This window comes from Leptotrichia sp. oral taxon 847, assembly GCF_001553645.1.
Lineage (GTDB): Bacteria > Fusobacteriota > Fusobacteriia > Fusobacteriales > Leptotrichiaceae > Leptotrichia.
Genome location: NZ_CP014231.1, coordinates 2143288 through 2169874 on the forward strand (window position 1 = coordinate 2143288; position 26587 = coordinate 2169874).

Below are 26587 nucleotides of genomic sequence, written 5' to 3' on the forward strand. Positions count from 1 at the left end.
AAAATTCACCTTTTTTATTTATTTAGCTTACAATATTTTATCATAAAAATCATTGAATTTTATTTTTTTAAAAAATCAAATTTTATTTTTTTAATCAAACTATTTAATTTCAAAAATTAAAAAATTTCCTTCAAAACCCGTTTTCCCAAATTTGTTAAATTATCAAAGGAAATTTCGGCAAGGCACACCAGCTCATCCCCTTTTTTATAATTAGGATTTTTCTCTAAAAAAAACTGTATATTTTTATTTTTCAGCTGTTTTTCTGACAGTACAACGACATTTTCCCGCAAAAAGTCATTTGTTCCATCATTTTTTACAATTCCGTTTTCCTTGCAGTATCTGCTGTCATATATTTTTTCAGCATAAATATCTTTTATTTTTTTCTCCATCTCACTTTCAGTATAATCCGCCTTTGGACAAAAATTTTTAAAATAAGTTGGTAAATACATATATGTCTTTATCCCTTTAGAAATCAAGAACCAATAAGTTTTCACGCCATTTTTCATATTTTTTTCACTTTCCAGAAGGCAGTATTTTATCCATTCCTTCTGAAATTCAATTCCCCATGAAAATCCCTTTTCAATAATAGTGTCCCCAGAAAAAAATCCGACTATTTTCTTGTTAACTGTTTTTTCCTCATCCTCTTTTTTATTCTCAATATTTAGCTCCATTTTTTTTATTGTAGAAAATCCCTTTAATTCATTATTTTCAAACAACAGAAAAACATCATTTTTATCATACAAATCTCTTAAAAATTTATCTTTTTTCATATTTTCATAATGTTTTTTCATAAGTAAAAACATATTTTCCACAATTTTATTATTATTTTTTATATCTTTTACAGCAAAAATTTTACATTCCATTACAATAAAAAAACTCCTAATTTTTTGTTTAATAAATTATACCTCATATTTTATTCATAACAAAATAAAAATAATAATTTGATGGTTTAAAAATTTTAGGGGCAGATTTTTTAATTTCAAATTTTTTAGGTTATTCTTGATTACAAGATGTTATTTTGTTTAATATTATTTTTTTATTTTTTACATAAGGGGAAAGGACCGCCATTTCCCCTTATAATCCCCACGCTCGTCTAAGCATTTTTTTGAAGCAAAGCCGAAACTCGCGCTAAACGTGCTCAAACAGTCGTCTTTACTCCAAAAAAATCACGACACTTTTTGTATAATAGTAAAATTTAAACCGTTGGAGCATTTTTATGTGCTGACAAAACTGCCCCGCCGTAAGCGAGTTTTTTGGCAGTGCATAAAAATGTCTTGAGCCTTGCCGGGGTGCCGGGGTGCGGCGATGAGCACTTCTGCTTAAAAAAGGAATAGAAAAAAATTGTTATTTTAGTAATTTTCTGGATTGAATGAAAAACTTAAAATAGAAGTTTTTATTTACCTTTAAATGTTTTGCTTCATCTCAATTTTTTTATTATGATTGAAAAATTTTTCAAATAATGGTAATATTATTCTTGTATAATTTTATAAAAATAAAAAAATTTTAAACATAATTATTAAAGGAGAAGAATGAAAAAAGCAGTTTATAAAAAAGTTTTTTCTATAGGACTTCCAGTTGCAATAGAAAATATGATTTATAGCCTTATGAATTTTATTGATATTTTTATGGTTGGAAAAAATAATGTGGCATTGGGGCTTGGAACGGTTGCGGTTGCTGGAACAGGATTTGCTAATCAGATATTTATGATTTTTATGACTTCACTTTTTGGAATGAACAGTGGCGGTGGAATTTTGGCGGCTCAGTATTTCGGAAATAAAGATTATAAAAATTTGAAACGATGTCTTGGAATTACGGTCATTGTTGGATTTGTATTTTCCTTACTTTTTTTCTTTGGCGGGATTTTTATTCCAGAAGTTATAATTTCAGTGTTTACGAAAGATGCCAAAGTTATAAGAGTAGGAGTAGCATATATAAGAATAGTGGCTTGGATTTATCCTCTGGTGGGAGTTGGATTCGCGTTTAATATGCAGCTTCGTGCGATTGGAAAGACGAAATATTCATTTTATTCAAGTGTCATCGGACTTGTTGTAAATTTGATGTTTAATACTGTGTTAATATTTGGATATTTTGGTTTTCCTGCGTTAGGAGTTAGAGGGGCTGCAATTGCGACTGTTATAGCAAGGATTGTAAGCACCTTTTATATAATTTTTATAATTTATAAATTGAAGTTGCCGATTGCGGGGAAAATAAATGAATTGTTTGATTTATCACTGCAATTTTTCGTAAAAGTTATGAAAATTTCACTTCCCGTGTTTTTGCACGAAATATTTTGGGTTTTGGGAGCTAGTGTCTATATCGTCATTTTTGGAAGAATGGGGACAAATTATGCGGCTTCAATTCAAACTGTAAAAGCGATAAGCAGTCTCGTTTTGACATTATTTTTTGGACTTTCAAGTGCAACTTCAGCGATTATAGGTAATGAAATCGGTGCGGGAAATGAAGAGAATGCTTATAATTATTCTGTGATTTTGTTAAAGGTCTCTTTTTTTTGCGGTATTTTAGTAGGAATTTTTGTGCTTTTATTTAGTCCAGTAATTTTGTCACTAATGGGTATTTCTAAAAGTATTTACCCGCTCACAAAGCAGATTGTAAAATCGGAAGTACTTATAATTATTGTGAAATCTTTAAGTTTACAGCTTTTAGTGGGCATTTTAAGAGCTGGAGGAGATGTAATTTGGACGATATTTATGGATTTAGTTCCACTGTGGTTTGTCGCAATTCCAATTACATATTTTACAGGACTTCAGCTGGGATGGCCAATTTATATAGTTTATTTACTTTCGTGCAGTGATGAAGTTATAAAAATTTTACCTTGTATAAGAAGGTTAAAGAGTAGAAAATGGATTAACAATCTGGTAAGCTAGGGAGAATAAAAAATGAAAAAAAATATAATAAAAAAAAGTTTTGCAGTAAGTATTCTATTTTTTCTTGTGTCGTGTTCCACAATAAAAACACCGCCTGAAGGAGTTGATTATGAAAGTCCGATTAGGGATAGTAAAAATGTTGATTTTCATTACGATTTAACATATTTGGACAAAGATGGAAACGTTAAATACGATAGAAAAATTTGGGATGCAACTTACGAAGTCGTCGATAACGCAAAAGATTATCTGATAATTGAAATGTTTTTGTTTAACGACATTTACAACAAAGATGTGGATAAATTTCCTGAATTTGCAAAAGAATATACGAGAAGACTTATAAAAAAGAAAATGGAAAATCCAAATTTAAAAGTATATGTATTATCGGACGAAAATAATGATTTATATGGAGCATTTGAACACCCATTTATCACGGAGATGAAAAATGCTGGAATAGATGTTATAACTGTGGATATTTACAAGTTAAAAGACACTTTTCCGTGGTATTCGCCAATTTGGAGAAGTGTTATAGAGCCTCTTGGAAATCCACAAAATAAAGGTTGGATTCCCAATTTTTATGGACCGATGTGGCCAAAACTTACGCTTAGAAATTTATTTCGAGCTTTAAATGTAAAGGCTGATCACAGAAAAATATTCTTAAATGAAGACAAAGTCGTAATTGCGAGTGCAAATATTCACGATCCCAGTTATTTCCACGAAAATGTGGCGATTTCAGCGGATGGAGAAATAACCAAAGATGTTTTAAACGATTTGCAGTTAGTTGCAAAATTTTCAGGCGGAAATATAGATGTTTCAAGTGAGAGTGAAAGTAAGAAACCCATTCGTGTAAAACAATCTGAAAAATCAGAACCTGAATTTAAAGAAGATGAAAATTTGAAGACAGATTTACAAAAGCAAGTTGAAAAAATTGAAAAAAATAAAGAAAATTTTGTTGAAAAAGGGACAAAAGATTTTTTTGAAACGGGGGAACTTACAAAAAAAGAAAATGTATTACAAAATGATGAATTAGCTAATAATTACAAATTGCAGTTTGAGTCAGAAGCTATGATTGGAAAAAATTTGGACAAAGATATTGATAGTCTAAAGGCTGGAGATGAAATTCTTATGGGAATGTACTTTTTGGCGGATAAACCAGTTATAAATAGACTTATAAAAGCTGCTAATCGTGGGGTAAAAGTGAGAATTATTTTTGACAGGAGCAGGGACGCTTTTGGAATGAGTACGAATGGACTTCCAAATAAACCTGTTTCAAAAAAGTTAAAGAAAAAGACAAGAAATAAAATTGAGATAAAATGGTATTTCACAAATAATGAGCAATACCATACAAAGATAATGCTAATGAAAAAAACAGATGGAAGTGTTATAATACATACTGGCTCAGCAAATTATATCAAGAAAAATATTCGTGGTTATATAATGGACGCAAATTTCAGAATTTTGACAGATAAAGATTCTAAATTGACAAAAGATGTCTACGACTATTTTAACAGGCTGTGGGAAAATAAAGATGGACTGTTTACAATAAATTTTGATGATGAGCCAACAACAAAAGCAAGTCAAGATTTTATGTACAAAATATTAGATGCGGCCCAATTAGGTTCGTTTTGAAGTAGTATTAAAAATAATATAAATAAATTTTAAAGAGAGGGAAAAACTATGAAAATGAGAAAAAAAATAACATTTTTACTAATTTTATTAGCGTTGGGAACAATGACGGTGTCTTGTAAAAAGAAAGTTAAGAATAAATCAGCACAGACACAAATTTCAAATAAACCGATAAACACAGATATTTTTAATTTAGGAGCACAAGGTCAGCAAGGAAACCCAAATATTCAAAATTTAACTCCAGAAGAACAACAAAAATTAATTGACAACCAAATTGATCCTGTAAAAGTTTCTGAAGCGTTGACAAAGGCACAAAATGGAGACAAAGAGTCAATTATGTCGTTAGCGCAACTTTATTACAATTTAAAAGATACTAACAAAGTAAAACAAATTTTGCAATACGGAGTTGACAGAGGCTATCCAGAAGCAATTTATAACCTGGCAGTAATTTTAAAACAGGAAGGAAATACAGACCAAGCAAATAAACTTATGGCACAACTTCCAAGAACAGCTGAAAGAGTTGCAAGAAGACAAGGCGGTGGAAGTAGTGGCGGACCAGTTGTAATTAGACAACTTAGAATGCGACCAGGAGCAGAAGAATACAACAGAGCCGTAGATTTGGTAAAAGCTAAAAAATACGACGAGGCCAAAAAATATTTTGAAAAAGCTTATAATGCTGGAATCAAAGAAGCAGATGTACGTATAGCGCTTATAAATAAAGAACAGAAAAATACGCAGGAATCTGTGAAATGGTTTCAAAAAGCTGCTAACCGTGGTGTAAAGGAAGCAAATTTTGAAGTCGGAGCAATGCTTTATGACAGTGGAAAACAAGAAGAAGCTAGACCTTATTTGTTAAAAGCGTATAAAGCGGGAAATAAATCACTTGCAATGCCTATTGCAATGTCGTATCAAAATCAAAACAACACATCTGAAGCATTAAAATGGTACAAAATTGCAGCACAAAATGGTGATAAAAACGCCAAAGCAACACTTGAAAGATTAGAAAGACCAAATAGTTCAAATACAGCACAAGAAAAAAGTAATTCTAGCTCAAAAAATGAAACAACTAAAAGCAGTACAACTTTTTTAGGAAATCAAAATTCAAAAAGTCTTACAGAAAGTACATTAAACAGTGTTAAGAGCAAAGGTAAAGCTGAAGAGGAGAAAAAAGTAGAAGAAAAAAAAGAAACAGCAAGTGGAAAACATTCAGGTGATAAAAAAGAAGTAAACATAGACGAGATCATGAATAATAAAGCAAAGGAATACAGTAAGTAAAAAAAGTTTGACATTCAAAAAAAAATATTGTATACTAAGTGCAAGTAATTTAAAATTAAATAGCTTATCAAGAGAGATACTAGGGACAGGCCCGTTTTGAGTATCCAGCAACCTGTATTTACAAGGTGCTAAATCCTGGCATTAAATGCGAAGATAAGAATTATAATTCTCTTCCGAGCAGGAAGAGTTTTTTTTAACAATTTAAAATGAAATTTAGGAGGAAAAAATGAGAAAAAAAATTTATTTTACATCAGAATTTGTATCTCCAGGACATCCAGATAAAATTTGTGATCAAATTTCTGACGCAATATTAGACGCTTGTCTAAAAGATGACGAAAATTCTAGAGTTGCCTGTGAAGCATTTGCAACAACAGGATTAGTTGCAGTAGGTGGAGAAATCACAACCAAAACGTATGTGGATGTGCAAAAAGTTGTGCGAGAAAAGATAACTGAAATTGGGTATAGACCGGGAATGGGATTTGATGCTGATTGCGGTGTACTAAATACTATTCATTCTCAGTCGCCTGATATTTCGATGGGAGTTGACACAGGCGGAGCTGGAGATCAAGGAATTATGTTTGGTGGAGCGGTAAACGAGACAGAAGAATTTATGCCATTAGCACTTGTCCTATCTCGTGGAATTATTCAGAAATTGACAGAACTTACGAGAAATAAAGAACTTGCCTGGGCTAGGCCCGATGCTAAAGCACAAGTTACGCTTGCCTATGATGAAGATGGAACTGTTTTAGAAGTGGATACAATAGTTTTATCAGTTCAGCACAATGAAGAAGTTAATCAGAATCAGATTGAGAAAAATTTAAAAGAAAAAGTAATAAAACCTGTGCTTGAAAAATATGATTTAAAAATTGACAAAGTTAGAAAATTTCATATAAATCCGACTGGGAGATTTGTAATTGGTGGGCCTCACGGAGATTCTGGGCTTACTGGAAGAAAAATTATAATTGACACTTACGGTGGATATTTTAGACATGGTGGAGGAGCTTTTTCCGGAAAGGACCCATCGAAAGTTGACAGATCAGCAGCTTATGCGGCAAGATGGATTGCTAAAAATATTGTTGCGGCAGGGCTTGCCACTAAATGTGAGGTTCAGCTGTCTTATGCGATAGGAGTTGCCGAGCCAGTGTCAATAAGAGTGGAAACATTCGGAACTGGAGTTGTGGATGAAGTTAAAATCGAAGAAGCTGTTTCAAAAATTTTTGATTTGACGCCTAGAGGAATCGAAAAAGCTCTAAGTTTAAGAAAACCGTCATTTAGATATCAAGATTTAGCGGCATTTGGTCATATTGGTAGAACCGATATTGACTTACCTTGGGAAAAATTGGATAAAGTTGAAGAAATAAAAGAAGCTTTAAAATAAACATTAACTGTTAAGGAGGAATTTGTGAAAAAATCTTGGATTTTATTTTTCGTTATAGTTATTTTGATTTTGGGGATAGTATTAGGAAATATTTTTTTTAAAGGTAAATCAAAAAAAGATGAACCTGTCGTGTTTAATTTGGGAATTAATTACAGCACATTAGATCCGCATTTATTTACAGAAATGATTTCAGTTCAAGTGGACAGTTCCATTTATGAGGGGTTATTAAGACTTGATAAAAATGGAAATTATACTGGTGGAGTTGCCGAAAGTTTTATAGAGGATAAGAAAAATAATAAGATGATCTTTAAAATTAGAAAAAATGCTAAATGGAGTGATGGTTCAAAAATTACTGCAAATGATTTTGTCTTCGCGTTTAAAAGGGTTTTAAATCCTGAAACAGCAGCCAGATTCTCAGAAATGCTTTTTCCAGTAAAAAACGCAGAAAAATATTACAACGGGAAAGCCTCAGTTAATGACTTGGGAATTAAAGCTATAAATGACAGTACTCTTGAAATAAAATTTGAACATCCAGTAGCTTACTTTAAATATATTTTGACACTCCCAATAACAGCGCCTTTAAAAGAAGATTTTTATAAGTCTCACAAAAAAACATTTGCTGTAAATTTAGACAGTTTTTTGTTTAACGGACCTTATAAGATAATAAAATTAAGCGATGGAGAAATATTACTTGTAAAAAATGAGTATTATTGGAATGCAAAAAATATAAAAATACCTAAAATAAAATATATTGTTTCTTCAGATTTTCATGCTGTGGACAATTTGATAGAAAATGGAGAAATTGATATTTCAAGGGTTGAGAACTATAATCTTGAAAAATATAAAAAGGAAAAAACGCTAAATTCTTTTTTAATAGGAAAATTGTGGTATTTGGACTATAATCTAAACAACAAATTTTTAAAAAATAAAAAATTAAGACAAGCGATTTCAATGGCAATTGACAGAGATTTAAATATAAAAAAAATAAAAAATAATGACGGTTCAATTCCAGCAAAATCTGTTATCAGCAATCAGATTTCTGGAAACTCAGAAAAATATAGAAAAGAGTATCCTGATAAAGATTACATAAACGACAAAAATCCCGAAATGGCAAAAAAATTATACAACGAAGCCTTAAGGGAACTTGGAGTAAAAGAGTTGGAATTAGATTTGCTTGCGGGAAATTCTGACCCTGAAACATTGGAAATACAGCATATTCAAGAAGAGCTGAGAGTAAAATTGGGATTAAAGACGAAAATAACAGTCGTGTCATTAAAAGAGCGATTAAATATGACAAGAAGCGAAAAGTATGACATCGTGCTAAATACTTGGTCGCCAAAATATGACGATGCGACAACATATTTTGACAGATGGAAAACAAAAGACGATAAAAACGTTTCTGTCTGGCAAAAACAAAAATACGATTTATTAGTAGATGAAATTTATAAAATGCCAAAAAGTGCCGAAAGAGATAAGAAAATTAATGAAGCTGAAAAGATTTTAATTAATGATGCAATAATTGCTCCAATTTATTTTGCAATCGAAAATACTTACACAAACCCTAAAATTCATGGGCTAATCCGAAGAGAAATAACTGGAATTACAGATTTTACATATGCTTATATTAAATAGTTTATTGTGCTTTGGTATGCGATGGAATAAAATATTTAGGGGTAAATAAAAATTTCTATTTTAAGTTTCTTATTCAATCCATAAAGTCCTAAAATAATTTTTTATTTTTTAAGCAGAAGTGCTCATCGCCGCACCCCTGCACCCCGGCTAGTCTTCGACATTTTTATGTACTGCCAAAAAACTCGCTTTTGCTCAGACAGTTTTGTCAGCACACAAAAATGCTCCGACGGTTTAAATTTTACTACTATATAAAGGTGTCGTGATTTTTTTGGAGTAAAGACGATTGTCTGAACGAAGTGAGTTTCAGCTTTGACGCAGAAAAAATGCTTAGACTGACGTGGGGATTATAAGGGGAAAGGGGGGCTTTTCCCTTATATAACAAATAAAAGAGCAATATTAAAAAAATAACATCTTGTAATCAAGAATAACTTAAAAAATTTGAAACTAAAAATCTACCACTAAAATTTTTAAACTATCCTTCGATATAAAAAAATTTGATATAATTGATGTTTTGTAGTAAAATATAGAAGTTATAAAATATCAAAGGAGATCAACTATGATTTGTCAAGCCCTTTTTAAAAAAAATTTTTAAATTTTTGATCTTGAATTTTGGGCGAATTTAAATTAACCTATTGAAAATAGATTTTCTTAAATATTTTGTATAGTTTTTTTTAAATAAGTTGCTCAGCGTCAAATGAAATATTATCTTTCATAAGTTTGTAAATAACTCTTACAAGCTTATGGGCAACATGACCCAGTGCCTTGTAATGATTTTTCCCCTGTGAACGTTTAAGAGCATAGTAATTACTGAAAACTTCATTGTTTCGGACAGCATTCCAGGCAGTGTAGATTAGGGAATATCGTAAATATTTTGAGCCACGTTTTGACATTCGGCATGATAAGGCTCTGAACTGCCCTGACTGTCTGACTTTAGGATCTAAGCCTGCAAATGCTAATAGCTTTGAAGGGGAACGGAATCTTGATATATTTCCGATTTCTCCCAGAATGCAGGCACAGGCAACATTGCTTATGCCGGGAATAGACAGAATAACAGGTTTAAGCTTTTCAATGATGGCATTGATCTGCTTTTCAGTATTCCTTATCTGCTCTTCCAGCAGCTCAATAGAGGAAATCAGCTGTGAAATATGAAAACTTAAGGAAATGTCCTCAAAACCGACAGAAGATCTAGCCTGACTTTTGATAATATAGGCAGTCTTTTCACAGAAATGCCCCCTGGAATTAGTTTTTAAAATATTTGTTAAAACATCAATTCCTAAGGCGGCTATTTCTTCTGAAGAAGGATATTTCTTCAAAAGGGCATAGACAGCTTTAGAGTGGATGCCTGAAGGCAGCAGGTACTGAAGCTCAGGGAATATGGAATCGAGATTTCTGGTCAGCAGAATTTTGCATTTACTTTTCTGTTTGACAAGGGAATCTCTGATTCTGTTGAGTTTTTTCAATGAAAGATATTCAATATCGCTCTGTGTAACGAGAGAGTATTCACGGGAAAGCAGCATTTTAGCGATATTGATGGAATCAATTCTGTCGTTTTTAGAATCCCTGCCATAAGATTTTCTAAAATTGGCGACATTTGAAGGATTGACCAGAGTGACATTAAACTTTCTGTTAAAGAAGAAATTAACAAAATTGTCAGAATAGTGTCCAGTAAATTCAAGAGCAATAACAATGTCGTCTTTAGGGATGGACTTTATTTTATCAATTAAGGAAAGAAAGCCCTCAAGACTGTTTTTGAACATAAAATTAGAAAAAACGATATTTCCATTGTCAGAAACAAGGGAAGCAACGTGGTTGAGCTTGGCGATATCAATGCCTAAAAAAAACATAAGATCACATCCTTTAAGAAGAAATAGGGGAACTGTAGGAACCGCAAAGTTTTATCAGGCGCATTCTTGCTAAACATAAAAATTTAAAAACTTATCCAACTATAAGGGTTAAAGATAAAACAGCGGCAATAATCTCCTTTGAAAAGTAGCGAGAGCTCCTTAAGAAAAATAAAAAGTCCGCAGTTTCCCTAAAATAATTATACAAAATAAGGGAAGAGAAAAGCAATAGGAACAGAAAAGAAAAAAATAAGAAATATAAAGAAAGGAGTGTGTGGTATTTTATATAATTATTTATATATTTATCATACAAGATTAACTTATGAAATTAAAAAAATATTCTAAAATACTTATGAGCTTAACGCTTTTGGGAATGCTTTCAAGCTGTACCACTGCACCGCTTACAGGAAGAAAACAACTTAGCCTTGTCAGCGATGAAAGTGTCAGAGAGAGCTCAATATCTTCTTACAACGAATTTATTCGTCAGGCGAGTGCAAAGGGGCTTCTTGCTAATAATACGGCTGATGGGCAAAGACTTAGAAGAATAGGAAACAGAATATCTTCAGCGGTTGAACAGTATTTACGTGAAAATAATTTATCTAGTAAAGCCAAAAATTTGGACTGGGAATTTAACTTGATAAAAAGTAACGAAGTAAATGCTTTTGCTATGCCAGGTGGGAAAATAGCCTTTTATACAGGAATTTTGCCAGTTTTAAATACGGATTCTGGAATAGCGTTTGTAATGGGTCATGAAATAGGACACGTTATCGGGGGACATCATTCTGAAGGTGCAAGTAATCAAGCGCTGGCTGGAGTTGCAGCATCTGTTACAGGACTTTTTGCAGGAAACTTGGTAACTTCGCTTGTATCAGAAGGACTTAGCATAGGTTTACTGAAATTTAACAGAACTCAGGAATATGAAGCTGATAAATACGGTATGATTTTTATGACAATGGCAGGTTATAATCCAGCAGACGCTATTACAGCTCAACAGAGAATGGAATCAATAGGCGGTGGAAATATAGAAATTTTATCAACACATCCATCTGGAAAAAACAGAATAGAAGCAATGAGAAAATTTTTGCCGGAAGCTATGAAATATTATAAGAAATAAATAGAAAATAAAAAATTGTAATAAAAAATAAGATAGAGTAAAATTGAATTTTATTAAAAAAATTAAAAATAAAAAAATTTTGCTCTATTTTTTTAAGTTGCTAAAACAAATAACAGGAGTTTTAATGTAAATGGAAAAAGATATTGTGCAAAATAAAATAAGTGTCGCTCCGATGGTCGACAGGACTGATAGACACTTTAGAAATTTTGTTAGAATGATAAATAAAGATGTATTAATGTACACGGAAATGATTACAGCACAAGCAATTATAAATGGAAATTTGGATTATATTTTAGGATTTGATAAAATTGAAAATCCCATCGTTTTGCAAATTGCGGCAACAAATCCAGAAGATGCTTACAAAGCTGTTAAAATCGCAGAAAAGTATGACTACGACGAAATAAATTTGAATGTGGGATGTCCGTCAGAAAGAGTTTCTGGAAATATGATGGGAGCATCTCTTATGGCATATCCAGAAAAAGTGGCGAAAATTTTAGAGGCAATGAAAGCAGCGACAAAAAAAACTGTTTCGATAAAACACAGAATCGGAATAGATGGCAGAAAAATATTACCTGATGCACTTTCAAAAAAAGTGTTTGACACATATGAAGATATGAAAAATTTTGTAGAAATTATAAGAAAAGTTGGAATTAAGAAATTCATAATTCACGCAAGAATAGCTGTTTTAGCCGGACTTGATACTAAACAAAATAGAGAAGTTCCACCATTGAGATATGATGAAGTATACAAAATAAAAAAAGAGATACCAGATTTGTATGTAGAAATTAATGGCGGAATTAAAACAGCCGAGCAGATTGACAATCATTTAAAAGAGGTGGACGCTGTTATGATTGGACGGCAAATTTATGACAATCCAATGATTTTGACAAAATTTGGAAAATATTATGGGAAAAAAATCGAAGTTACGAGAGAAGAAATTATTGAAAGAATGATAAAATATGTTGAAAAGATGGAATTAGAAGGGATAAGACCACATTTATTTTTGAGGCATACTCACGGTCTATTTTTTGGACAAAGAGGTAGTAAATTTTGGAAAAGGGCTATAAATGATCCAAAAGCGGGTTCTTTTGTGTTAAAAAATTTGTTGAAAGAATTAAAAAATGAAAGAAAAATTTAAAATAATAAAACTATTTTTAAAACCAAAATATTAATGTAACAAATATAAAAAAGTATTTTACAAATTAAAAAATATATGTAATAATTATAATGTTGATATTAAATTAAGTGAAAAAAATAATTTAAAAGGAGAATATTTATGCATGAAGATACATTATCTAAAGTTTCAAATGCGGCAAAAGGTAAAGTTGAACTGCTGCAACAAAGTAAAGCCAGATATTTAATGTCGGCAGGACTTGCGGGATTATTTATTGGATTTGGAATTATGCTTATTTTTGTAATTTCAGGGCTTTTAGGAAAAAGTCCAGCAACTAAAATTGTTATGGGAGTAGCTTTTCCAGCTGCCTTGAGTTTGGTGGTTGCACTTGGCGTGGAACTGTTCACTGGAAACAATATGGTTGGTTTTGCAGGATTTTTAAATAGAGCGATAACTGGAAAAGAATTGATTGAATTATGGATATTTTCATACATTGGAAATCTTATTGGTTCAATTATAGGTGGAGCGTTATTTGTTTTTTCAGGAGTTGCAACGCCGCAAATAGTTGATGCATTTGTAAAAGCGGGTGTAGCAAAAACGACAGCGCCAGCGGGACAATTATTTTTTAGAGGAATTTTATGTAATTTTCTTGTCTGCCTTGCTGTACTTTCTGGAATAAAATTAAAAGAAGAAACTGCAAAATTAATTATGGTTTTCTGGTGTCTGTTTGTATTCATAACAGCGGGATTTGAACACAGTGTAGCCAATATGACGCTTTTTACAGTTGCAAATTTATTAAATGGTGTAAAAGTTACTTTGGGTGGGTGTGCTTATAACTTATTATTTGTAACGTTGGGAAATATAGTAGGTGGTGGATTTATAGGATTTGCATATTACTATATTGGAAGAGAAAAAAAATAAATAAAATTTTTTATTAATATACGGAGAGAAATTTAATTCAGGAGGAAAAATGAAAATAAGTTTAGATTACAAAAATTTTAATGCAGCACTTTCAAAATTGAGCAAAGAATATGAAATCTATGCTCCGATTGAAATACCGTATCGTGGAACTTTTTCTGATACGCCTGTTATCAGATATTCAAAAATAAATAAAGTGGAAGAAATTTGCTTTGATAAAAAATCACATTTTTCAGCAAAGGAAATAATGCTTCCTATAACTCAAACAATGTTCTATTTTACTGGTGATGAGTGTAAAATGCCAGAAGAACAAGATAAAAAATATTTAATATTTTTAAGAAGCTGTGATTTTCATGGAGTAAAAAGAGTGGATGAAATTTACTTAAATAACAAATTTTTAGATATTTATTACAAAAGAGTGAGAGATAAGGTTAAATTTGTTGTATTTGGTTGTCCAAATTCATTTGAAAACTGTTTTTGCGTGGATATGGGAACTAATAAAACTGATAAATATAATTTGGGGATTAAAGTTACAGAAAATGAAGTTTTTGTTGATATAAAAGACGATGAAATGAAAGAGTTTTTTGAAGAAACACAAAATAAAGAAAAAGATTTTGAAATGGAATTTGTAGAGGACAATGAAATTCATGTAGATATTCCAGACAATATTGAACTTTCTGATATTATAGATCTAGATTTATGGCGTGAGTATGACAGCCGATGTATTGCTTGTGGAAAATGTAATTTTGTTTGTCCAACTTGTACTTGTACGACAACGCAAGATGTATTTTATAGTGAAAATGACAATAATGGAGAAAGACGAAGAGTGTGGGCTTCGTGTCATGTGGATGGGTTTACAGATATGGCTGGAGGACATTCATTTAGACAAAGACATGGGGATAGAATGAGATTTAAAGTTATGCACAAAATATCTGACTTTAAAAAAAGATTTGGGTACCAGATGTGTACTGGTTGTGGACGATGTGATGACGCTTGCCCTGAATACATTTCATTCTCAAACTGCATAAATAAATTAAGTGCGGAACTAAAGAGAATTTCTAAAGAAAAAAGGGGTGAAATCTAATGGAAAATATTTATTTGCCGACAGCGCACAAAGTTTTACTTGTGGAACAGACGACAGAGTTGGAGTGGCTTTTTCGTGTGGAATATAACGGAGGAAATGTAAACGCTGGACAATTTATGCAGGTATCTCTTCCAAAAGTTGGAGAAGCGCCAATTTCAGTTGCAAATTTTGATTTTGAAAAAGGGTATTTAGATTTTTTAATAAGAAAAGTGGGAAAAGTGACAGATGAAATTTTTAAATTAAAAGCTGGAGATAAAGTATTTTTGCGTGGACCTTATGGAAATGGTTTCCCAATTGAGAAATATAAAAATAAACATATTGTAATGGTTGTCGGTGGAAGTGGAATTGCGCCGGTTCGTCCGATTATTGAATATTTTACAAAACATCCTGATGAAATGAAATCTTTTAAAATAATTGTAGGTTATAAAAATTATGAAAGTGTGATTTTTGAAGAAGAATTTTCTCGTTGGAGAAAAAATATTGAGATTTTAGTCACTTTGGATAATGCCCAAAGTGCAAGAGATTTAGGGAAAACTGAAGAAGAATTTCATGAAGGAATGGTAACTAAATATATTCCAGATTTGAAAATTGAAAATATGGATGAAACCGAGTTTATTGTAGTGGGACCGCCAATAATGATGCACTTTGCCTGTCTTGAAATTTTGAAATTGGATGTGCCACTTGAAAAAATATGGGTTTCATTTGAGAGAAAAATGTCGTGTGCAGTTGGAAAATGTGGGCATTGTAAAATTGATGAAACGTATATCTGTTTAGAAGGACCTGTATTTAAGTATGACAAGGCACAAAAATTGTTGGATTAGAAAAATTTTTAGAAATTTTATTTTAAGAAAGAAGGCAATAAAATGAGTATGGATTTAAATAGAAAAGTTGTTACAAAAAATGCATATAGAGTGACAAAAGACAGATCAAAAGCTGCACTTCGTGTAAGAGTTCCAGGTGGAGCAGTTACAGCAGAAATAATGGGCTTAGTTGCGGACATAGCAAATACTTATGGAGATGGAAATGTGCACATTACAACTCGTCAGGGGTTTGAAGTTTTGGGAATCAATTGGAAAGACATTGAAAAAGTCAACAAAATGGTTCAGCCAATTATGGAAAAATTAGATATTAATTACAGAGATAAAGATAAAGGATATGCAGCGGCTGGGACAAGAAATGTGGCAGCTTGTATTGGAAACAAGGTTTGTCCAAAAGGAGCTTATAACACAACTGAATTAGCCAAAAAAATAGAAAAAGTGATTTTTCCAAATGATTTTCATTTCAAAGTGGCTCTAACTGGCTGCCCGAATGATTGTCAGAAAGTGAGAATGCACGATTTTGGAATAATCGGAATGGCAAAACCTGAACTTGATGAATCAAAATGTGTTTCTTGCGGAATGTGTGAGAAAAAATGTAAAAAATTATCAACAGGAGCGATTACATATAAAAATTATAAACCTGTGAGAGATCACGACAGATGCATAGGTTGCGGAGAATGCGTCTTAAACTGCCCTACAGGAGCGTGGACAAGATCGCCTAAAAAATACTATAAACTTACAATAATGGGAAGAACTGGAAAGCAAAATCCAAGACTTGCTGAAGATTGGCTTTTGTGGGCAGACGAAGAATCAATTATAAAAATTATGAAAAATACTTATGAATATGTTGACAAATATATAGATAGAAGTCTTCCAAAAGAGCATATCGGTTATATCGTAGACAGAACTGGTTTTGACGAGTTTAAAAAATGGGCGTTAAAAGGTGTCAATTTGCCTGAAGAAGCTATTATGATTGATAGAATTTACTGGGGAAATGGTATAAAATATCCTGGAATTAAATAATTTTTAAATGAAAGAAACAATATACTTGAAAAGAAAATAATAATTTGATACTATTTAACTAAAGAATAGTATCATTTTTATTTAATTAAAAAAGGGAGTCAAAAAATTGATAGAAGAACATATAAAAAATGCAAAAGAAATACTTGAAAAAATGAACCGAAATCAAAAAATTAATTATCACACAATTTTGGGAAAATTAATAGATGATTGGAAAAAAAACGAAATCCGACCGAAAATATTGGTTCATAGCTGTTGTGCGCCGTGTAGTACTTACGTTTTGGAGTTTCTTACGCAATATGCCGATGTTACAGTACTTTTTGCCAATAATAATATTCATCCGAGAGCTGAGTATAAAAAAAGAGCTTTGGTGCAGAAGGAATTTATTGAAAAATTTAATAAAAAAACTGGAAATAGTGTGGGATTTATTGAGGACAAGTATAAACCTGCTGATTTTTATCGTGCTGTAAAAGGTTTGGAAGGCGAAAAAGAAGGTGGGAAAAGATGTACAGCTTGTTTTCAAATGAGACTTGACATAGTGGCAAAAAAGGCACAAGAATTGGGATTTGATTATTTTGGAAGTGCATTGACGCTAAGCCCACACAAAAATAGCCAACTTATAAATACATTGGGACTAGAAATACAAGAAATTTTTGATGTAAAATATTTACCATCAGATTTTAAGAAAAATAATGGTTATAAGCGTTCAGTCGAGATGTGTGCTGAATATGATGTTTATAGACAATGTTATTGCGGCTGCGTATTTGCGGCGCTGGATCAAGGAATTGATTTAAATGAATATAAATGATGGTTAGAGAGAATTTTAAAATTCTCTCTTTTTAGTTGTGGGGGCAAAATGGGGGCAAGTTTAAAAATCAATCTCTTCCAGAATTTTTCTTAAATAGTCGTTTGATTTAGGGATTAAATGAGAATAAGTCTCCAGTGTTACTTTAACGTTTTTATGTCCTAATCTTTTAGAAATAGCTGTTATATCAACTTTTTTATATAATAAATATGAAGCATGAGAATGTCTAAAATCATGAATTCTGATTCGTTTTAAACCACATTTTTTAGAAATAGAAATAATTCTTCTTCTAAGAGCATCATGTGTAAAACAAAATATTTTATCTGTTTCAGTTACATCATAAAGTGAATTTTTATATTTCTCTATTTCCTTGATCAAAGAATCAGGACAATATATAGTTCTGATTGAATTTTTTGTTTTAGGTGGGGCAATAGTAGTTCCTTTAATATCTCTTGAAACAGTTTTATTGATGTCAATAGTATGTTTTGAAAAATTAATATCTTCAAACGTTAAGGCTAATAATTCCCCAACTCTTAATCCACACATAAATAGTATTTTAAATGCAATGGAAAAATTTGTTTCTTTAACTTCCTTAATAAAAATAGAAAACTCCTCTTCTGTCCATATATTAATAACTTTCTTTCTTTCGTTACTTCCAATGCTTTGACTTATTTTATATGGATTTTTCTGCAAATTATAAAATTTTTCAGCATAAGTAAAAATAGAAGAAAGAACCTGTGAAATTGTCCTTAAGTAATTTTCTGAATAACTACATTCTAATAAATTATTTTGCCATTCTCTTATAATTTTTGGAGAAATATCCTTAATCTTTAAATCTTTAAAAAATGGAAGAATATGTTTAGTAATAATATGATTCCTCATTTTTATAGTAGAGACTCTAGCACGAAATTTAAAATCTTTAATAAACTCTTCATATAAATTTTGAAAAGTTATTTCAGGGTCAGATGACAAAGAGTTTATAAATTCTGCTTCCCATCTTCTAGCTTCAGATTGTTTCTTAAATCCTCTTTTTTTCTTTTTCTTATTATTTCCAAAAATATCTTTATACCACAACTGGACAAACCAAGTTCCTCTTTCTTTATCCTTAAAAACAGGCATTTTCCCTCCTTTCAAAAAAATACTTTACCACGCGTGGGAAAATATAATTTGATATTGTAAAATATCTTCTCTTATTAACAAATATTTATACAATGTAAGTTATCTCGTGTTAGAATCTAAAGCTACCGCCTTTCGCTATGCTTCAGTTGCTCGAGTTACAAATTATTTTTTCTTCGTGAAAAATAATTTGCAACTTAACAATTTTATAAACTTTGTTATTTTAGTTTATAATTTTTGAAATATTTAACAAACATTCTTGCTTCTTTTTCCATTTTTTCCCTATCTTTATTACACTCCTTAATTTAAAAGAATTTGTCGATGAAGTATAAAATGCGCAAATTCGTGAATTAAAATATCAATTTTCTCTTGTTTGGATAGAGACTTTTTTAAGAAAATGAAATTAACTTTATTAGTATCTATAAAAAATATTCCCTTTATATTGAAGTTTCCTTCTAAGATGTTAATTTTATAGTGATTACACAAAAAGTAAATATCTTTTGTGTTATGAAGAGTCATTAAAATTCTTATTCGTTTTTTTATGTAATTATATTTCATAAATCCTCTTTACATCAAATAAAAAATATATTATTCGTATATTTTTTTACCTATTTTTTGACAATCCTCTCTATCTGAAGTATATAAAGTATTATAGATTTTTTTATATTTTTCAATTTGTTTTATAAAATTTGTTTTGACATTTTCATCTAAACTTTTTCCAATAAATTCAGCTCTATGAACAGTTTCTAATTTTGAATAAAATCCATCTCCAGTAAAATTACTAGAACCTATGTAAATAGTATTGTTTATTATGTAAATTTTACTGTGTAAATTTATTCCGTCAAGAATATAAAAATTTATTTTTTTATCTTGAAATTTTACCATTTGTTCGTTTATAAAAGTTAAGAAATATCCATCTTTATTTTTGCTAAATTTTATAAATTTCTTCAAAAAATTTTTTTTATTTTCTTGCATTTCAGAAGTTGTTAGTATTTTTACTCTTACACCTCTTTTTATCAAATCCATAATTATCCTAGACAAATCAGAAAAATCATTATCACCAATGTATGGAGAAACAATGTAAAAATCTTCTCCAAATTTTAATTTACTCAGATCTTCTTTTATATTTTCGCCCACTTTAAAACCACTTATCCAACTAATTTTATAATTATTTGAAGTGGGAGAAAAACGAAAATTTAAAATATCAGGGAATAAATCAAGCAGGTCTCTTTTATTTTTTACATACGGACTTAATTTTTCAAAAATTATATCTTGACTAGAAGTATCTATTTGTTCTTCAAAATCAGAAATTCTAGAAATTCTTTTATCTAAAACTAATTTGTAATATGTAATAAAATCATCAATTGTATAATTCATAAATTCACTCCTAAAATTATATTTTAACCACCCCTTTTAATTTATATATTATTTTTCATATTTTTGTTTATAATAAAATTCCTGCAATAGCTCAATCATTTCTTTTTTATCTTCATCACTAATGTCTTTTGCTTCAAAGAAAGCCATATTATCTTTAGTTAGCTGCTCTTTAGTAATAATATTGTCTTTTTTCTTATCATCTTCAAATCCTAGAAGATATTCAGGAGAAACTTTAAAAAAACTTGAAAGTTTCATTAAATTTATACTACTTATTTTTCTTTCTCCAACCTCATATCTAGATAGAGTAGTTTTCGGTATATCCAATTTTTGTGATAGTTGTCCTAAAGAATATTTTTTTTTTTCTCTCAAAATTCTTAAATTATTTTTAAATTTTATCTTGTTAGTCATAATTTAATAACTCCTTTATTAAATAGTATAACACAAAAAATAAAAATATTGTGTATTTTTATAAAATAATTGTTGACAAAACGGAACAAATATTGTATAATATTTTCAGATAGAAAAAGAAAGAGAGAAGATAAAATGAATAAAAAACTTTTAAAATCAAAAATGGCATTAAATGGTGATAATAATCGTACAATAGCGGAGAAAATAGGGATTACACCCGCTTCTTTTTCAAATAAATTAAATAGTAAAAGGGAATTTACAAGGGATGAAATGATAAAAATAAGAAATATTTATGGATTATCTAATATGGAATTTCTTTTAATTTTTTTTGTTCCTTTTGTAGACAAAACGGAACAAAACAAAATTTAAAGGTGGTTTATTTATGAAAAGAATAAAAATAGATGATGTTGAAAAAACTAATTTTTATAAAATGCCTAAAAAAATATATGAGTTTGATTTAAAACCAGTAGACAGGGAATTATATATGTTATGTCTTGAGAATTGGAGATTATCAGTAAAAAATAATTGGATAAATGAAAATGGTGAAATATTTTTTTATGCAAGCCAAAATAAATTAGCCAAACAAATGAAAGTTAGCAAACCAACCATCATAAGTTCATTTAAAAATTTAATTTCAAAAGAATTATTAGAAGCAGAAAAAGAATTGGGAGAAGCAAATATGTATTATTTGGCTGAGTTAAATAGTATAGAAGTAAAAAATTTTAACCAGTCAAAAAATTTAACTGGGGTAGTAAAAAAATTTAACCAGTACCAGTCAAAAAATTTAACTGGAGTAGTAAAAAATTTTGACTCAATAAAGAATAATACATTAAGAATAAATGGAGAAAGAATAAATAAGCAAGAATTATCTTCTTCTGAGATTGAGAAAAATCAAGGTGTTGAAAACCAAAGTATTGAAAATCGATCACAATTAAAGACTAATACATTAAGTACTAAAGAATTAAATACTTATTCTCTCTTTATGGAAAAATGGAATGAATTAGCAAAAGGATGTGAATTAAGTTTAATTAAATCTTTTACAGAGAATAGGAAGAAAAAATTATCTGAACTACTTGAGAAATTTACTCAGGAGGAAATTTTAGAAACAATGTTTAAAATAAAGAATATAAACTTTTTACTTGGAAGAACTGATAAATCAAACTGGAAAATATCATTTGATGATTTTCTTAATGAGGATAAGTTTATGAAAATAATGGAGGGAAGTTATTATGATAAAAATAAGCGAACTAGTTCAAAAGAAGCAGGAAAAACAATCGAAAAAAACTACGACCTTTGGTAATAACGAGTATACAGATGAAGAAATAAGAGTAAGTCTTAGACTGAGAGAAGACAAGATTAAACAAAAAATATCATTTTTTAAAAGAATTTCAAGTATTCCTACTAACTTTGAGCAATTTAATTTTGAAAATGCAGTTGTAGATTCTAAACAGGAACAGGAAGTGAAAGCTAAACTGGAGTATTACTGTGATAATTTTAAAAAAGCAAAAAATATGGGGATTGGGTTATGTCTTGTGGGAAAAATAGGAACTGGAAAAACATTTTATTCATTGTGTGTGATGAACCGTCTTATTGAAAAACGTTATAAAATTTACAGAACATCGTTAAACAGTATTTTTCAAAGAATGAGAGATACAATTAATAAAGAGTCGAAAGAAACGATAGAGGAGATATTTAAAAACTTGACTGAGGCAGATTTAATTATTTTAGACGATGTTGGTGTTGAATATATGACAAGCTGGGGAAAAGCTCAATTATTTGATATATTTAACTTTTTTTATGAAAAAAATAAATGTATTGTGATGACAACAAGTTTAGAGCAGGAAAAATTTAAGGAATTTATGCAAGTAAATGATGATAATCCAATTTTAGACAGATTTTCGCAAAGAATAAAAACTTTAAAATTTACCTGGAAAAGCAAGAGAAAAGAAATTGGTGAAAAAATATTTAAAGAATTTTGGAATGAAATATAGGTGTTAAAAAATTATGGAAAGAAATAAAATTTTATACGACATAAAAGATATTTCGGATATATTACAAATATCAATACCAACAGCATATAAAGTTGTAAAGTGTTTAAATGACGAATTAAGCAAAAAGAAAAATAAGTATGGAGACAATTATTACACTTTTGGAGCAAAAATATATTCTAAGTATTTTGTAGAACGATTTTATGATAACAAGTTTTTGAAAATAAAACAAATAATGGAAAAATTGGAAATAAAGGAATTTGAGGCAAAAAAAATATGGAAAAAATCTAAAAAAGAGCTTTTAGAAAAAGGATACTTGATAATAAAAGGCAGAGTTCCTGAAAAATTTCTAATGGAGAAAATAAGAGTTGTTTAAAAAATAGAAATCAATTTTAAAATGTAAAATATCGTTTTTTAGGCAAATTTTTACAAAAGGCAACCAATTATACCAAAAATTAAAAAAACGAGCAATATACCACCTTAAAATCGATTTTAGAGTGGGTTAAGAGACAATAAGACAATAACAACTAAATAAAAATGTAATCCCATTTTTGTGTGAAGTCATTTTTATATCAAGACAATGAGGACAGAATAATAAAAAAAGATGTGATTGCAGAAGTTTACGTGATAATAAAAATCCCTAGAGAGTTGAGGAGTAAGTGACAGGTGATAAAGTCGCTAAAACACAAAAAAATTAAAATTGAAGGATGTGATTGTAATGAAAAAATTAAAAAAAGATTGGATGTATTTTGTATTGCTAGGATTAGTGGCGTATATAGATTCCTCGGAAGCATATATAAACGGAGATTTGAGAGTAGTCATAATAGAAAATGTATTTTGGATGGTACTGTCGCTTAGGGTAGTAAGTTTTTTGATGTATCTTTATGAAAAAAGAAAAATTAAAATCAAAAAAGAAAAAGCCGCTGAAGAAAACAGCGACAATATTATAATTTTAAAATAGTATTCGTGAAATCGAACAAGTAAATTATACAGAAAAAATGAGAATTTGTAAAGAAAAATTTTTGATAAAAGGATGGAAATTTTATGAAAAATAAATATAAATTCAATAAAATTTATGATAGGGCAGAAAAATTGATCAATAAATTAAGAAAAAAAGGAGGATTTGAAGATGAAATTGAAGAAGCTAAATATTCATTATACGAAGATAAGGATATAACGTATGACGAATTAAAAACAATTTTAAAAATAATGGAAGAATTATTGAGATAAAAAAATTAATTTCGAGGAAACAATGGAAAATAAAAAGAACAAAAAAATTGTATGAAACTTGTTTTAAATAGAAAATTATATTTGAAATGGAGAGAAAGAAATGGACAAAGCGACATATATAAATACTGTATTTTACTTAGCAACAACAGGATTAATATTATTTATTTTTGGTTTAGTCTGTACTTTCGTAACTAAAGAAAAAAGCAAATATTTATATTATCCTGTTGCATTGCTGATAATGATAATATTTTTAACGGGTTATTTCGTTATTTTCAATAAGTGATTTATCAAGAACGATAGTGTTATATCTTAACATATCAGTAAACCAGTTTAAATTGTGAAAATCATAATCTTTTTTCAAGGAAAAGTTTTTAGAGAAAATTTTTAAGAAGATGATTAACTTCTCTTTGCTGATTTCTTGATAATTAGCACTTTTAGCATTTTCACCATTTAAAATATAGGCGCAAAAATCAGTATAGGCATTAAAGGATTTTCTGTCAAAAAATAATAAATCTGCTGAAAATTTATCAGTTTTTTTAATAATGGAATCAAGATTATATAAATTTTGGGTAAGTTGCTTTAGATAATCAACATCAGGATCTCCTATATTCTTACGATGAAAATTATACATATCCTTATTTGACATTATATATCAGAAAGACAGCTTAAAATTTCAAATTCAATTGATGAATTTAAAGAAAACTTTATAAAATTAGGGTATAATATTAAATTTTCAGAGAAAAATATTACTATAACTGACAAAGAAAATAGAAGTGTAAGATTAAAAACTTTGGATAAGGCTTATACAAATGAATATATTATCAATTTTTTTGAAAGAAAAAAGAAAATAGTAATTAAAAATGGACAAATAGATAAAAGATTTGGAAATAAAAAATATTATAAAAACAATTTAATGAGCTTTACTAGTTTACGAAGAGTAGCAAGGGAATTTGGCGCAGCAAGGTTTGCAACAAGAAGGTTTAAATAATTAAGGAGGAAGCAATAATGAAAATGATAAGTTTTGTAAATCCAAAGGGAGGAGCAGGGAAAACTACTTCTGCGATCAACATAGCATACGCACTAAAAAATAAAGATAAAAAAGTACTTTTAATTGATACTGATCCAAGAGGAGCGGTTGCAACATATCTTAATATTCACAATGAAAATACAATTTTACAACTTATAAAGGAAATTTATGATAATTTTGGAATAATAGAAAATTTGGGAAAATATATAACTATAAAAAATGGAGTTGATTTGATTGTATCAGATTCATCAATGATAGATTTTGATAAGATTTTTCCTGAAGAAGAACATTATCAGGATGTATTCAGAGAATTAAGACAGAAACTTCAAAATTATGATTATGTGATAATTGATACTGAAGGAACAATAAGCAATACTGTTAAGTCTGTATTAAATGCTACTGATTATATTTTCGCACCAACGAAATCAAGTTATATTGATATGAATGGAATTGTCGATTTAAAAAGTATATATGAAATTGCCAAATTAAGTAATCCTAATATTAAATTGACAAAAATTTTTACAGTTCAGGCTGAAGTAAATACAAGAATCTTTAAAAAATCACATAATGATTTAAAAACAGCTTTTGAAAGTATGAAAGATGAATTTGGTAAAAATCCATATTCTGAAATATATATAAGAAAATCGTCAGATATATTAAACAGTATGGAATTGAATAAAGATATATTCAGTTATAAAAAAACAACAACGGCAGGAAGAGATTATAAAAACTTAGTTTATGAATTTTTACAGGAAGAAAAGAAAATTGATTAGGTTTAAAAATACTTTCCCACGCGTGGGAAAGTATATTCAGAAAGGAAGAAATATGAGAAAGAAAATAATAATTTGTTCTTTAATTTCAATAATTGTGTCAAGCACTGTATGGTATGGAATAATAAGTTATCAGGCAAAAAAATATCGAAATGAATTAAACATGGAAAAAGAAAAAATAAAAAAATGCAATGAAAAAATATCAATGTATGAATTTTATATAAAAGAACAAGAAAAAAGTATAGAAAATTTTTATAACTCAATCTTAAACAAGGATGGAATGAATTATAGGGAATAAAGAAAGCAAGGAAAAATAATGATAGATTTGAATAGATATTTTTACGATGATAAAAAAATTCATTCTTTAAAACTTACGGAAAATTCATTGATTATAAATTACTGGGATTGTTGTTTTGATGAAATTAAAATTACAACAGAAGAAGATAAGAAGGAAATTTTAAAATATTATATTAATTATATTATGAAGAAAGGAGAAACGATGGGAAGAATAGAAATGCTCACAAAGACTAATAATTTAGTACAGACTGCATATAAAAGCGATTTTGAATTTAAAAAATATGAAATTGAAGATGAAGAACTCATATTAAAACTTTCAAAATCTGAGGAGGAAGTGATGAAGTCAGGAAAAGTTGTAGCTAAAGAATCACTGAAGTTAGGGAGAAAGTTTTTTGAAATTCAGGAATTATTATCCAATTGTAAGTCTGGGACTTTTGTAGCTTGGATTAAATACATGAATATTGATAAGAACTTTGTTTATAGAAAAATAGATGCCTGGAAGTTATTTATGAAATATCAGAATCCAATGATAGCAGAGGCAAGTGTAAGAACAATAGAATTTATTAAAAAAAATGACGAAATTTTAGAAACGAAAAAAATAAATGAAATTTTAGAAGAACCTAAGAGCGCTCCTGAAAAAATAAAGGAAATTCAACAGGCAGAGATAGTGGAAGAGGAAAAAACAATAGAAGATAAAGTTTCTGAAATAGATAAAAGGATAGAAGCAGAATACGAAAAGATAGCAAAATCTGAAGAAAAGATAGAGTTACTGAAAGAAAAGAAAAATAAATTGAAAATGGATAAAATATTTTGAAATAAATTATGAAAATAAAAAATAAATTTGAATTCAAAAAATAAGGTGAAAAT

29 protein-coding genes and 1 riboswitch are annotated in these 26587 nt (G+C 29.3%); of the genes, 22 read left to right on the forward strand and 7 right to left on the reverse strand.

Annotated elements, in window-relative coordinates:
- Positions 1-116: 116 nt before the first annotated feature.
- Complete coding sequence (locus AXF11_RS10065; RefSeq protein ID WP_231724710.1) at positions 117-863, reverse strand: hypothetical protein; 747 nt, start codon at positions 861-863, stop codon at positions 117-119.
- 666 nt (positions 864-1529) lie between these two features.
- Here AXF11_RS10065 and AXF11_RS10070 point away from each other — a divergent pair.
- The 5 genes from AXF11_RS10070 (at position 1530) to AXF11_RS10090 (ending at position 8793) form a co-directional block, all read left to right on the forward strand.
- Positions 1530-2885, forward strand: a complete 1356-nt coding sequence (locus tag AXF11_RS10070; RefSeq protein WP_068157888.1) for an MATE family efflux transporter — start codon at positions 1530-1532, stop codon at positions 2883-2885.
- Between the two features lie 12 nt (positions 2886-2897).
- The gene (locus AXF11_RS10075) at positions 2898-4511 is read left to right on the forward strand and encodes a phospholipase D family protein (protein WP_068157891.1); all 1614 of its coding nucleotides are present in this window, start codon (positions 2898-2900) and stop codon (positions 4509-4511) included.
- 48 nt (positions 4512-4559) lie between these two features.
- Positions 4560-5783, forward strand: a complete 1224-nt coding sequence (locus AXF11_RS10080) for an SEL1-like repeat protein (RefSeq protein ID WP_231724711.1) — start codon at positions 4560-4562, stop codon at positions 5781-5783.
- A 61-nt stretch (positions 5784-5844) separates the two neighbouring features.
- Positions 5845-5943: riboswitch (SAM riboswitch) on the forward strand.
- A 66-nt stretch (positions 5944-6009) separates the two neighbouring features.
- Positions 6010-7161, forward strand: coding sequence for a methionine adenosyltransferase (gene metK, locus AXF11_RS10085; protein WP_068157892.1), 1152 nt, complete (start codon positions 6010-6012; stop codon positions 7159-7161).
- A gap of 24 nt (positions 7162-7185) precedes the next feature.
- Positions 7186-8793 carry a peptide ABC transporter substrate-binding protein gene (locus AXF11_RS10090; RefSeq protein ID WP_068157893.1) on the forward strand — a complete coding sequence of 536 codons (1608 nt, stop codon included), beginning with the start codon at positions 7186-7188 and terminating at the stop codon, positions 8791-8793.
- A gap of 671 nt (positions 8794-9464) precedes the next feature.
- On the opposite strand, the gene AXF11_RS10095 is transcribed toward AXF11_RS10090, so the two are convergent.
- Positions 9465-10637, reverse strand: a complete 1173-nt coding sequence (locus AXF11_RS10095) for an IS110 family transposase (RefSeq protein WP_068156953.1) — start codon at positions 10635-10637, stop codon at positions 9465-9467.
- Between the two features lie 319 nt (positions 10638-10956).
- Here AXF11_RS10095 and AXF11_RS10100 point away from each other — a divergent pair, with 319 nt between their 5' ends.
- The 7 genes from AXF11_RS10100 (at position 10957) to AXF11_RS10130 (ending at position 17510) form a co-directional block, all read left to right on the forward strand.
- The gene (locus AXF11_RS10100) at positions 10957-11748 is read left to right on the forward strand and encodes a M48 family metallopeptidase (protein ID WP_068157894.1); all 792 of its coding nucleotides are present in this window, start codon (positions 10957-10959) and stop codon (positions 11746-11748) included.
- A gap of 130 nt (positions 11749-11878) precedes the next feature.
- Positions 11879-12886, forward strand: coding sequence for a tRNA dihydrouridine(20/20a) synthase DusA (gene dusA, locus AXF11_RS10105; RefSeq protein ID WP_068157900.1), 1008 nt, complete (start codon positions 11879-11881; stop codon positions 12884-12886).
- A 138-nt stretch (positions 12887-13024) separates the two neighbouring features.
- Positions 13025-13783: a formate/nitrite transporter family protein gene (locus tag AXF11_RS10110; protein ID WP_068157903.1), complete on the forward strand. Its 759-nt coding sequence runs from the start codon at positions 13025-13027 to the stop codon at positions 13781-13783.
- 49 nt (positions 13784-13832) lie between these two features.
- Entirely contained in the window at positions 13833-14864 is a 1032-nt protein-coding gene (asrA, locus tag AXF11_RS10115; RefSeq protein ID WP_068157906.1) for an anaerobic sulfite reductase subunit AsrA, read from the forward strand.
- Positions 14864-15685 (forward strand): anaerobic sulfite reductase subunit AsrB, encoded by an 822-nt coding sequence (gene asrB / locus AXF11_RS10120; protein WP_068157909.1) that lies wholly within the window; start codon positions 14864-14866, stop codon positions 15683-15685. The genes asrA and asrB overlap by 1 nt, the downstream gene beginning before the upstream one ends.
- Before the next feature lie 42 nt (positions 15686-15727).
- Complete coding sequence (asrC, locus tag AXF11_RS10125) at positions 15728-16705, forward strand: sulfite reductase subunit C (protein WP_068157912.1); 978 nt, start codon at positions 15728-15730, stop codon at positions 16703-16705.
- Between the two features lie 151 nt (positions 16706-16856).
- Positions 16857-17510 carry an epoxyqueuosine reductase QueH gene (locus tag AXF11_RS10130; RefSeq protein WP_068158413.1) on the forward strand — a complete coding sequence of 218 codons (654 nt, stop codon included), beginning with the start codon at positions 16857-16859 and terminating at the stop codon, positions 17508-17510.
- Positions 17511-17570: 60 nt separating this feature from the next.
- Here the strand turns inward: AXF11_RS10130 and AXF11_RS10135 are convergent, their stop codons facing one another.
- From AXF11_RS10135 to AXF11_RS10150, 4 genes are all read right to left on the reverse strand, one after another.
- On the reverse strand, positions 17571-18626 hold the full coding sequence (locus tag AXF11_RS10135) for a site-specific integrase (RefSeq protein ID WP_068157915.1): 1056 nt from the start codon (positions 18624-18626) through the stop codon (positions 17571-17573).
- A gap of 297 nt (positions 18627-18923) precedes the next feature.
- The gene (locus tag AXF11_RS11090; RefSeq protein WP_068157917.1) at positions 18924-19181 is read right to left on the reverse strand and encodes an ImmA/IrrE family metallo-endopeptidase; all 258 of its coding nucleotides are present in this window, start codon (positions 19179-19181) and stop codon (positions 18924-18926) included.
- A gap of 30 nt (positions 19182-19211) precedes the next feature.
- Positions 19212-20000: a phospholipase D-like domain-containing protein gene (locus AXF11_RS10145; protein WP_068157920.1), complete on the reverse strand. Its 789-nt coding sequence runs from the start codon at positions 19998-20000 to the stop codon at positions 19212-19214.
- 48 nt (positions 20001-20048) lie between these two features.
- A complete protein-coding gene (locus tag AXF11_RS10150) occupies positions 20049-20408 on the reverse strand; it encodes a helix-turn-helix domain-containing protein (RefSeq protein WP_068157921.1) in 360 nt (119 codons plus the stop codon).
- A gap of 135 nt (positions 20409-20543) precedes the next feature.
- Between AXF11_RS10150 and AXF11_RS10155 the strand changes: the two genes are divergently transcribed.
- The 6 genes from AXF11_RS10155 (at position 20544) to AXF11_RS10180 (ending at position 23626) form a co-directional block, all read left to right on the forward strand.
- Positions 20544-20777 carry a transcriptional regulator gene (locus AXF11_RS10155; protein WP_068157922.1) on the forward strand — a complete coding sequence of 78 codons (234 nt, stop codon included), beginning with the start codon at positions 20544-20546 and terminating at the stop codon, positions 20775-20777.
- 13 nt (positions 20778-20790) lie between these two features.
- Positions 20791-21708 carry a replication initiator protein A gene (locus AXF11_RS10160; protein ID WP_068157923.1) on the forward strand — a complete coding sequence of 306 codons (918 nt, stop codon included), beginning with the start codon at positions 20791-20793 and terminating at the stop codon, positions 21706-21708.
- On the forward strand, positions 21638-22399 hold the full coding sequence (locus AXF11_RS10165) for an ATP-binding protein (RefSeq protein ID WP_068157926.1): 762 nt from the start codon (positions 21638-21640) through the stop codon (positions 22397-22399). The genes AXF11_RS10160 and AXF11_RS10165 overlap by 71 nt, the downstream gene beginning before the upstream one ends.
- A 13-nt stretch (positions 22400-22412) precedes the next feature.
- Positions 22413-22772, forward strand: coding sequence for a hypothetical protein (locus AXF11_RS10170; RefSeq protein ID WP_068157930.1), 360 nt, complete (start codon positions 22413-22415; stop codon positions 22770-22772).
- A gap of 342 nt (positions 22773-23114) precedes the next feature.
- On the forward strand, positions 23115-23357 hold the full coding sequence (locus AXF11_RS10175) for a hypothetical protein (protein ID WP_068157938.1): 243 nt from the start codon (positions 23115-23117) through the stop codon (positions 23355-23357).
- An 83-nt stretch (positions 23358-23440) separates the two neighbouring features.
- Positions 23441-23626 carry a hypothetical protein gene (locus AXF11_RS10180; protein WP_068157941.1) on the forward strand — a complete coding sequence of 62 codons (186 nt, stop codon included), beginning with the start codon at positions 23441-23443 and terminating at the stop codon, positions 23624-23626.
- 250 nt (positions 23627-23876) lie between these two features.
- On the opposite strand, the gene AXF11_RS10185 is transcribed toward AXF11_RS10180, so the two are convergent.
- The gene (locus tag AXF11_RS10185; protein ID WP_156440413.1) at positions 23877-24272 is read right to left on the reverse strand and encodes a hypothetical protein; all 396 of its coding nucleotides are present in this window, start codon (positions 24270-24272) and stop codon (positions 23877-23879) included.
- A gap of 144 nt (positions 24273-24416) precedes the next feature.
- Here AXF11_RS10185 and AXF11_RS10190 point away from each other — a divergent pair, with 144 nt between their 5' ends.
- Genes AXF11_RS10190 through AXF11_RS10205 form a run of 4 tightly spaced genes read left to right on the forward strand, consistent with a single transcriptional unit; the run spans position 24417 to position 26534 of the window.
- Positions 24417-24614 (forward strand): hypothetical protein, encoded by a 198-nt coding sequence (locus tag AXF11_RS10190; protein WP_068157945.1) that lies wholly within the window; start codon positions 24417-24419, stop codon positions 24612-24614.
- Between the two features lie 17 nt (positions 24615-24631).
- Positions 24632-25426 carry a ParA family protein gene (locus AXF11_RS10195; RefSeq protein ID WP_068157947.1) on the forward strand — a complete coding sequence of 265 codons (795 nt, stop codon included), beginning with the start codon at positions 24632-24634 and terminating at the stop codon, positions 25424-25426.
- 52 nt (positions 25427-25478) lie between these two features.
- Positions 25479-25721: a hypothetical protein gene (locus tag AXF11_RS10200; protein ID WP_156440414.1), complete on the forward strand. Its 243-nt coding sequence runs from the start codon at positions 25479-25481 to the stop codon at positions 25719-25721.
- An 18-nt stretch (positions 25722-25739) separates the two neighbouring features.
- Positions 25740-26534 carry a hypothetical protein gene (locus AXF11_RS10205; protein WP_068157955.1) on the forward strand — a complete coding sequence of 265 codons (795 nt, stop codon included), beginning with the start codon at positions 25740-25742 and terminating at the stop codon, positions 26532-26534.
- The last annotated feature ends 53 nt before the right edge of the window (positions 26535-26587 follow it).

Bases quoted from the DNA above. Each gene is read 5' to 3' on its own strand.
- AXF11_RS10065 (WP_231724710.1), bottom strand. From the start codon at position 863: ATGGAATGTAAAATTTTTGCTGTAAAAGATATAAAAAATAATAATAAA.
- AXF11_RS10070 (WP_068157888.1), top strand. From the start codon at position 1,530: ATGAAAAAAGCAGTTTATAAAAAAGTTTTTTCTATAGGACTTCCAGTT.
- AXF11_RS10075 (WP_068157891.1), top strand. From the start codon at position 2,898: ATGAAAAAAAATATAATAAAAAAAAGTTTTGCAGTAAGTATTCTATTT.
- AXF11_RS10080 (WP_231724711.1), top strand. From the start codon at position 4,560: ATGAAAATGAGAAAAAAAATAACATTTTTACTAATTTTATTAGCGTTG.
- metK (WP_068157892.1), top strand. From the start codon at position 6,010: ATGAGAAAAAAAATTTATTTTACATCAGAATTTGTATCTCCAGGACAT.
- AXF11_RS10095 (WP_068156953.1), bottom strand. From the start codon at position 10,637: ATGTTTTTTTTAGGCATTGATATCGCCAAGCTCAACCACGTTGCTTCC.
- AXF11_RS10100 (WP_068157894.1), top strand. From the start codon at position 10,957: ATGAAATTAAAAAAATATTCTAAAATACTTATGAGCTTAACGCTTTTG.
- dusA (WP_068157900.1), top strand. From the start codon at position 11,879: ATGGAAAAAGATATTGTGCAAAATAAAATAAGTGTCGCTCCGATGGTC.
- AXF11_RS10110 (WP_068157903.1), top strand. From the start codon at position 13,025: ATGCATGAAGATACATTATCTAAAGTTTCAAATGCGGCAAAAGGTAAA.
- asrA (WP_068157906.1), top strand. From the start codon at position 13,833: ATGAAAATAAGTTTAGATTACAAAAATTTTAATGCAGCACTTTCAAAA.
- asrB (WP_068157909.1), top strand. From the start codon at position 14,864: ATGGAAAATATTTATTTGCCGACAGCGCACAAAGTTTTACTTGTGGAA.
- asrC (WP_068157912.1), top strand. From the start codon at position 15,728: ATGAGTATGGATTTAAATAGAAAAGTTGTTACAAAAAATGCATATAGA.
- AXF11_RS10130 (WP_068158413.1), top strand. From the start codon at position 16,857: ATGAACCGAAATCAAAAAATTAATTATCACACAATTTTGGGAAAATTA.
- AXF11_RS10135 (WP_068157915.1), bottom strand. From the start codon at position 18,626: ATGCCTGTTTTTAAGGATAAAGAAAGAGGAACTTGGTTTGTCCAGTTG.
- AXF11_RS11090 (WP_068157917.1), bottom strand. From the start codon at position 19,181: ATGAAATATAATTACATAAAAAAACGAATAAGAATTTTAATGACTCTT.
- AXF11_RS10145 (WP_068157920.1), bottom strand. From the start codon at position 20,000: ATGAATTATACAATTGATGATTTTATTACATATTACAAATTAGTTTTA.
- AXF11_RS10150 (WP_068157921.1), bottom strand. From the start codon at position 20,408: ATGACTAACAAGATAAAATTTAAAAATAATTTAAGAATTTTGAGAGAA.
- AXF11_RS10155 (WP_068157922.1), top strand. From the start codon at position 20,544: ATGAATAAAAAACTTTTAAAATCAAAAATGGCATTAAATGGTGATAAT.
- AXF11_RS10160 (WP_068157923.1), top strand. From the start codon at position 20,791: ATGAAAAGAATAAAAATAGATGATGTTGAAAAAACTAATTTTTATAAA.
- AXF11_RS10165 (WP_068157926.1), top strand. From the start codon at position 21,638: ATGATAAAAATAAGCGAACTAGTTCAAAAGAAGCAGGAAAAACAATCG.
- AXF11_RS10170 (WP_068157930.1), top strand. From the start codon at position 22,413: ATGGAAAGAAATAAAATTTTATACGACATAAAAGATATTTCGGATATA.
- AXF11_RS10175 (WP_068157938.1), top strand. From the start codon at position 23,115: ATGAAAAAATTAAAAAAAGATTGGATGTATTTTGTATTGCTAGGATTA.
- AXF11_RS10180 (WP_068157941.1), top strand. From the start codon at position 23,441: ATGAAAAATAAATATAAATTCAATAAAATTTATGATAGGGCAGAAAAA.
- AXF11_RS10185 (WP_156440413.1), bottom strand. From the start codon at position 24,272: ATGTCAAATAAGGATATGTATAATTTTCATCGTAAGAATATAGGAGAT.
- AXF11_RS10195 (WP_068157947.1), top strand. From the start codon at position 24,632: ATGAAAATGATAAGTTTTGTAAATCCAAAGGGAGGAGCAGGGAAAACT.
- AXF11_RS10200 (WP_156440414.1), top strand. From the start codon at position 25,479: ATGAGAAAGAAAATAATAATTTGTTCTTTAATTTCAATAATTGTGTCA.
- AXF11_RS10205 (WP_068157955.1), top strand. From the start codon at position 25,740: ATGATAGATTTGAATAGATATTTTTACGATGATAAAAAAATTCATTCT.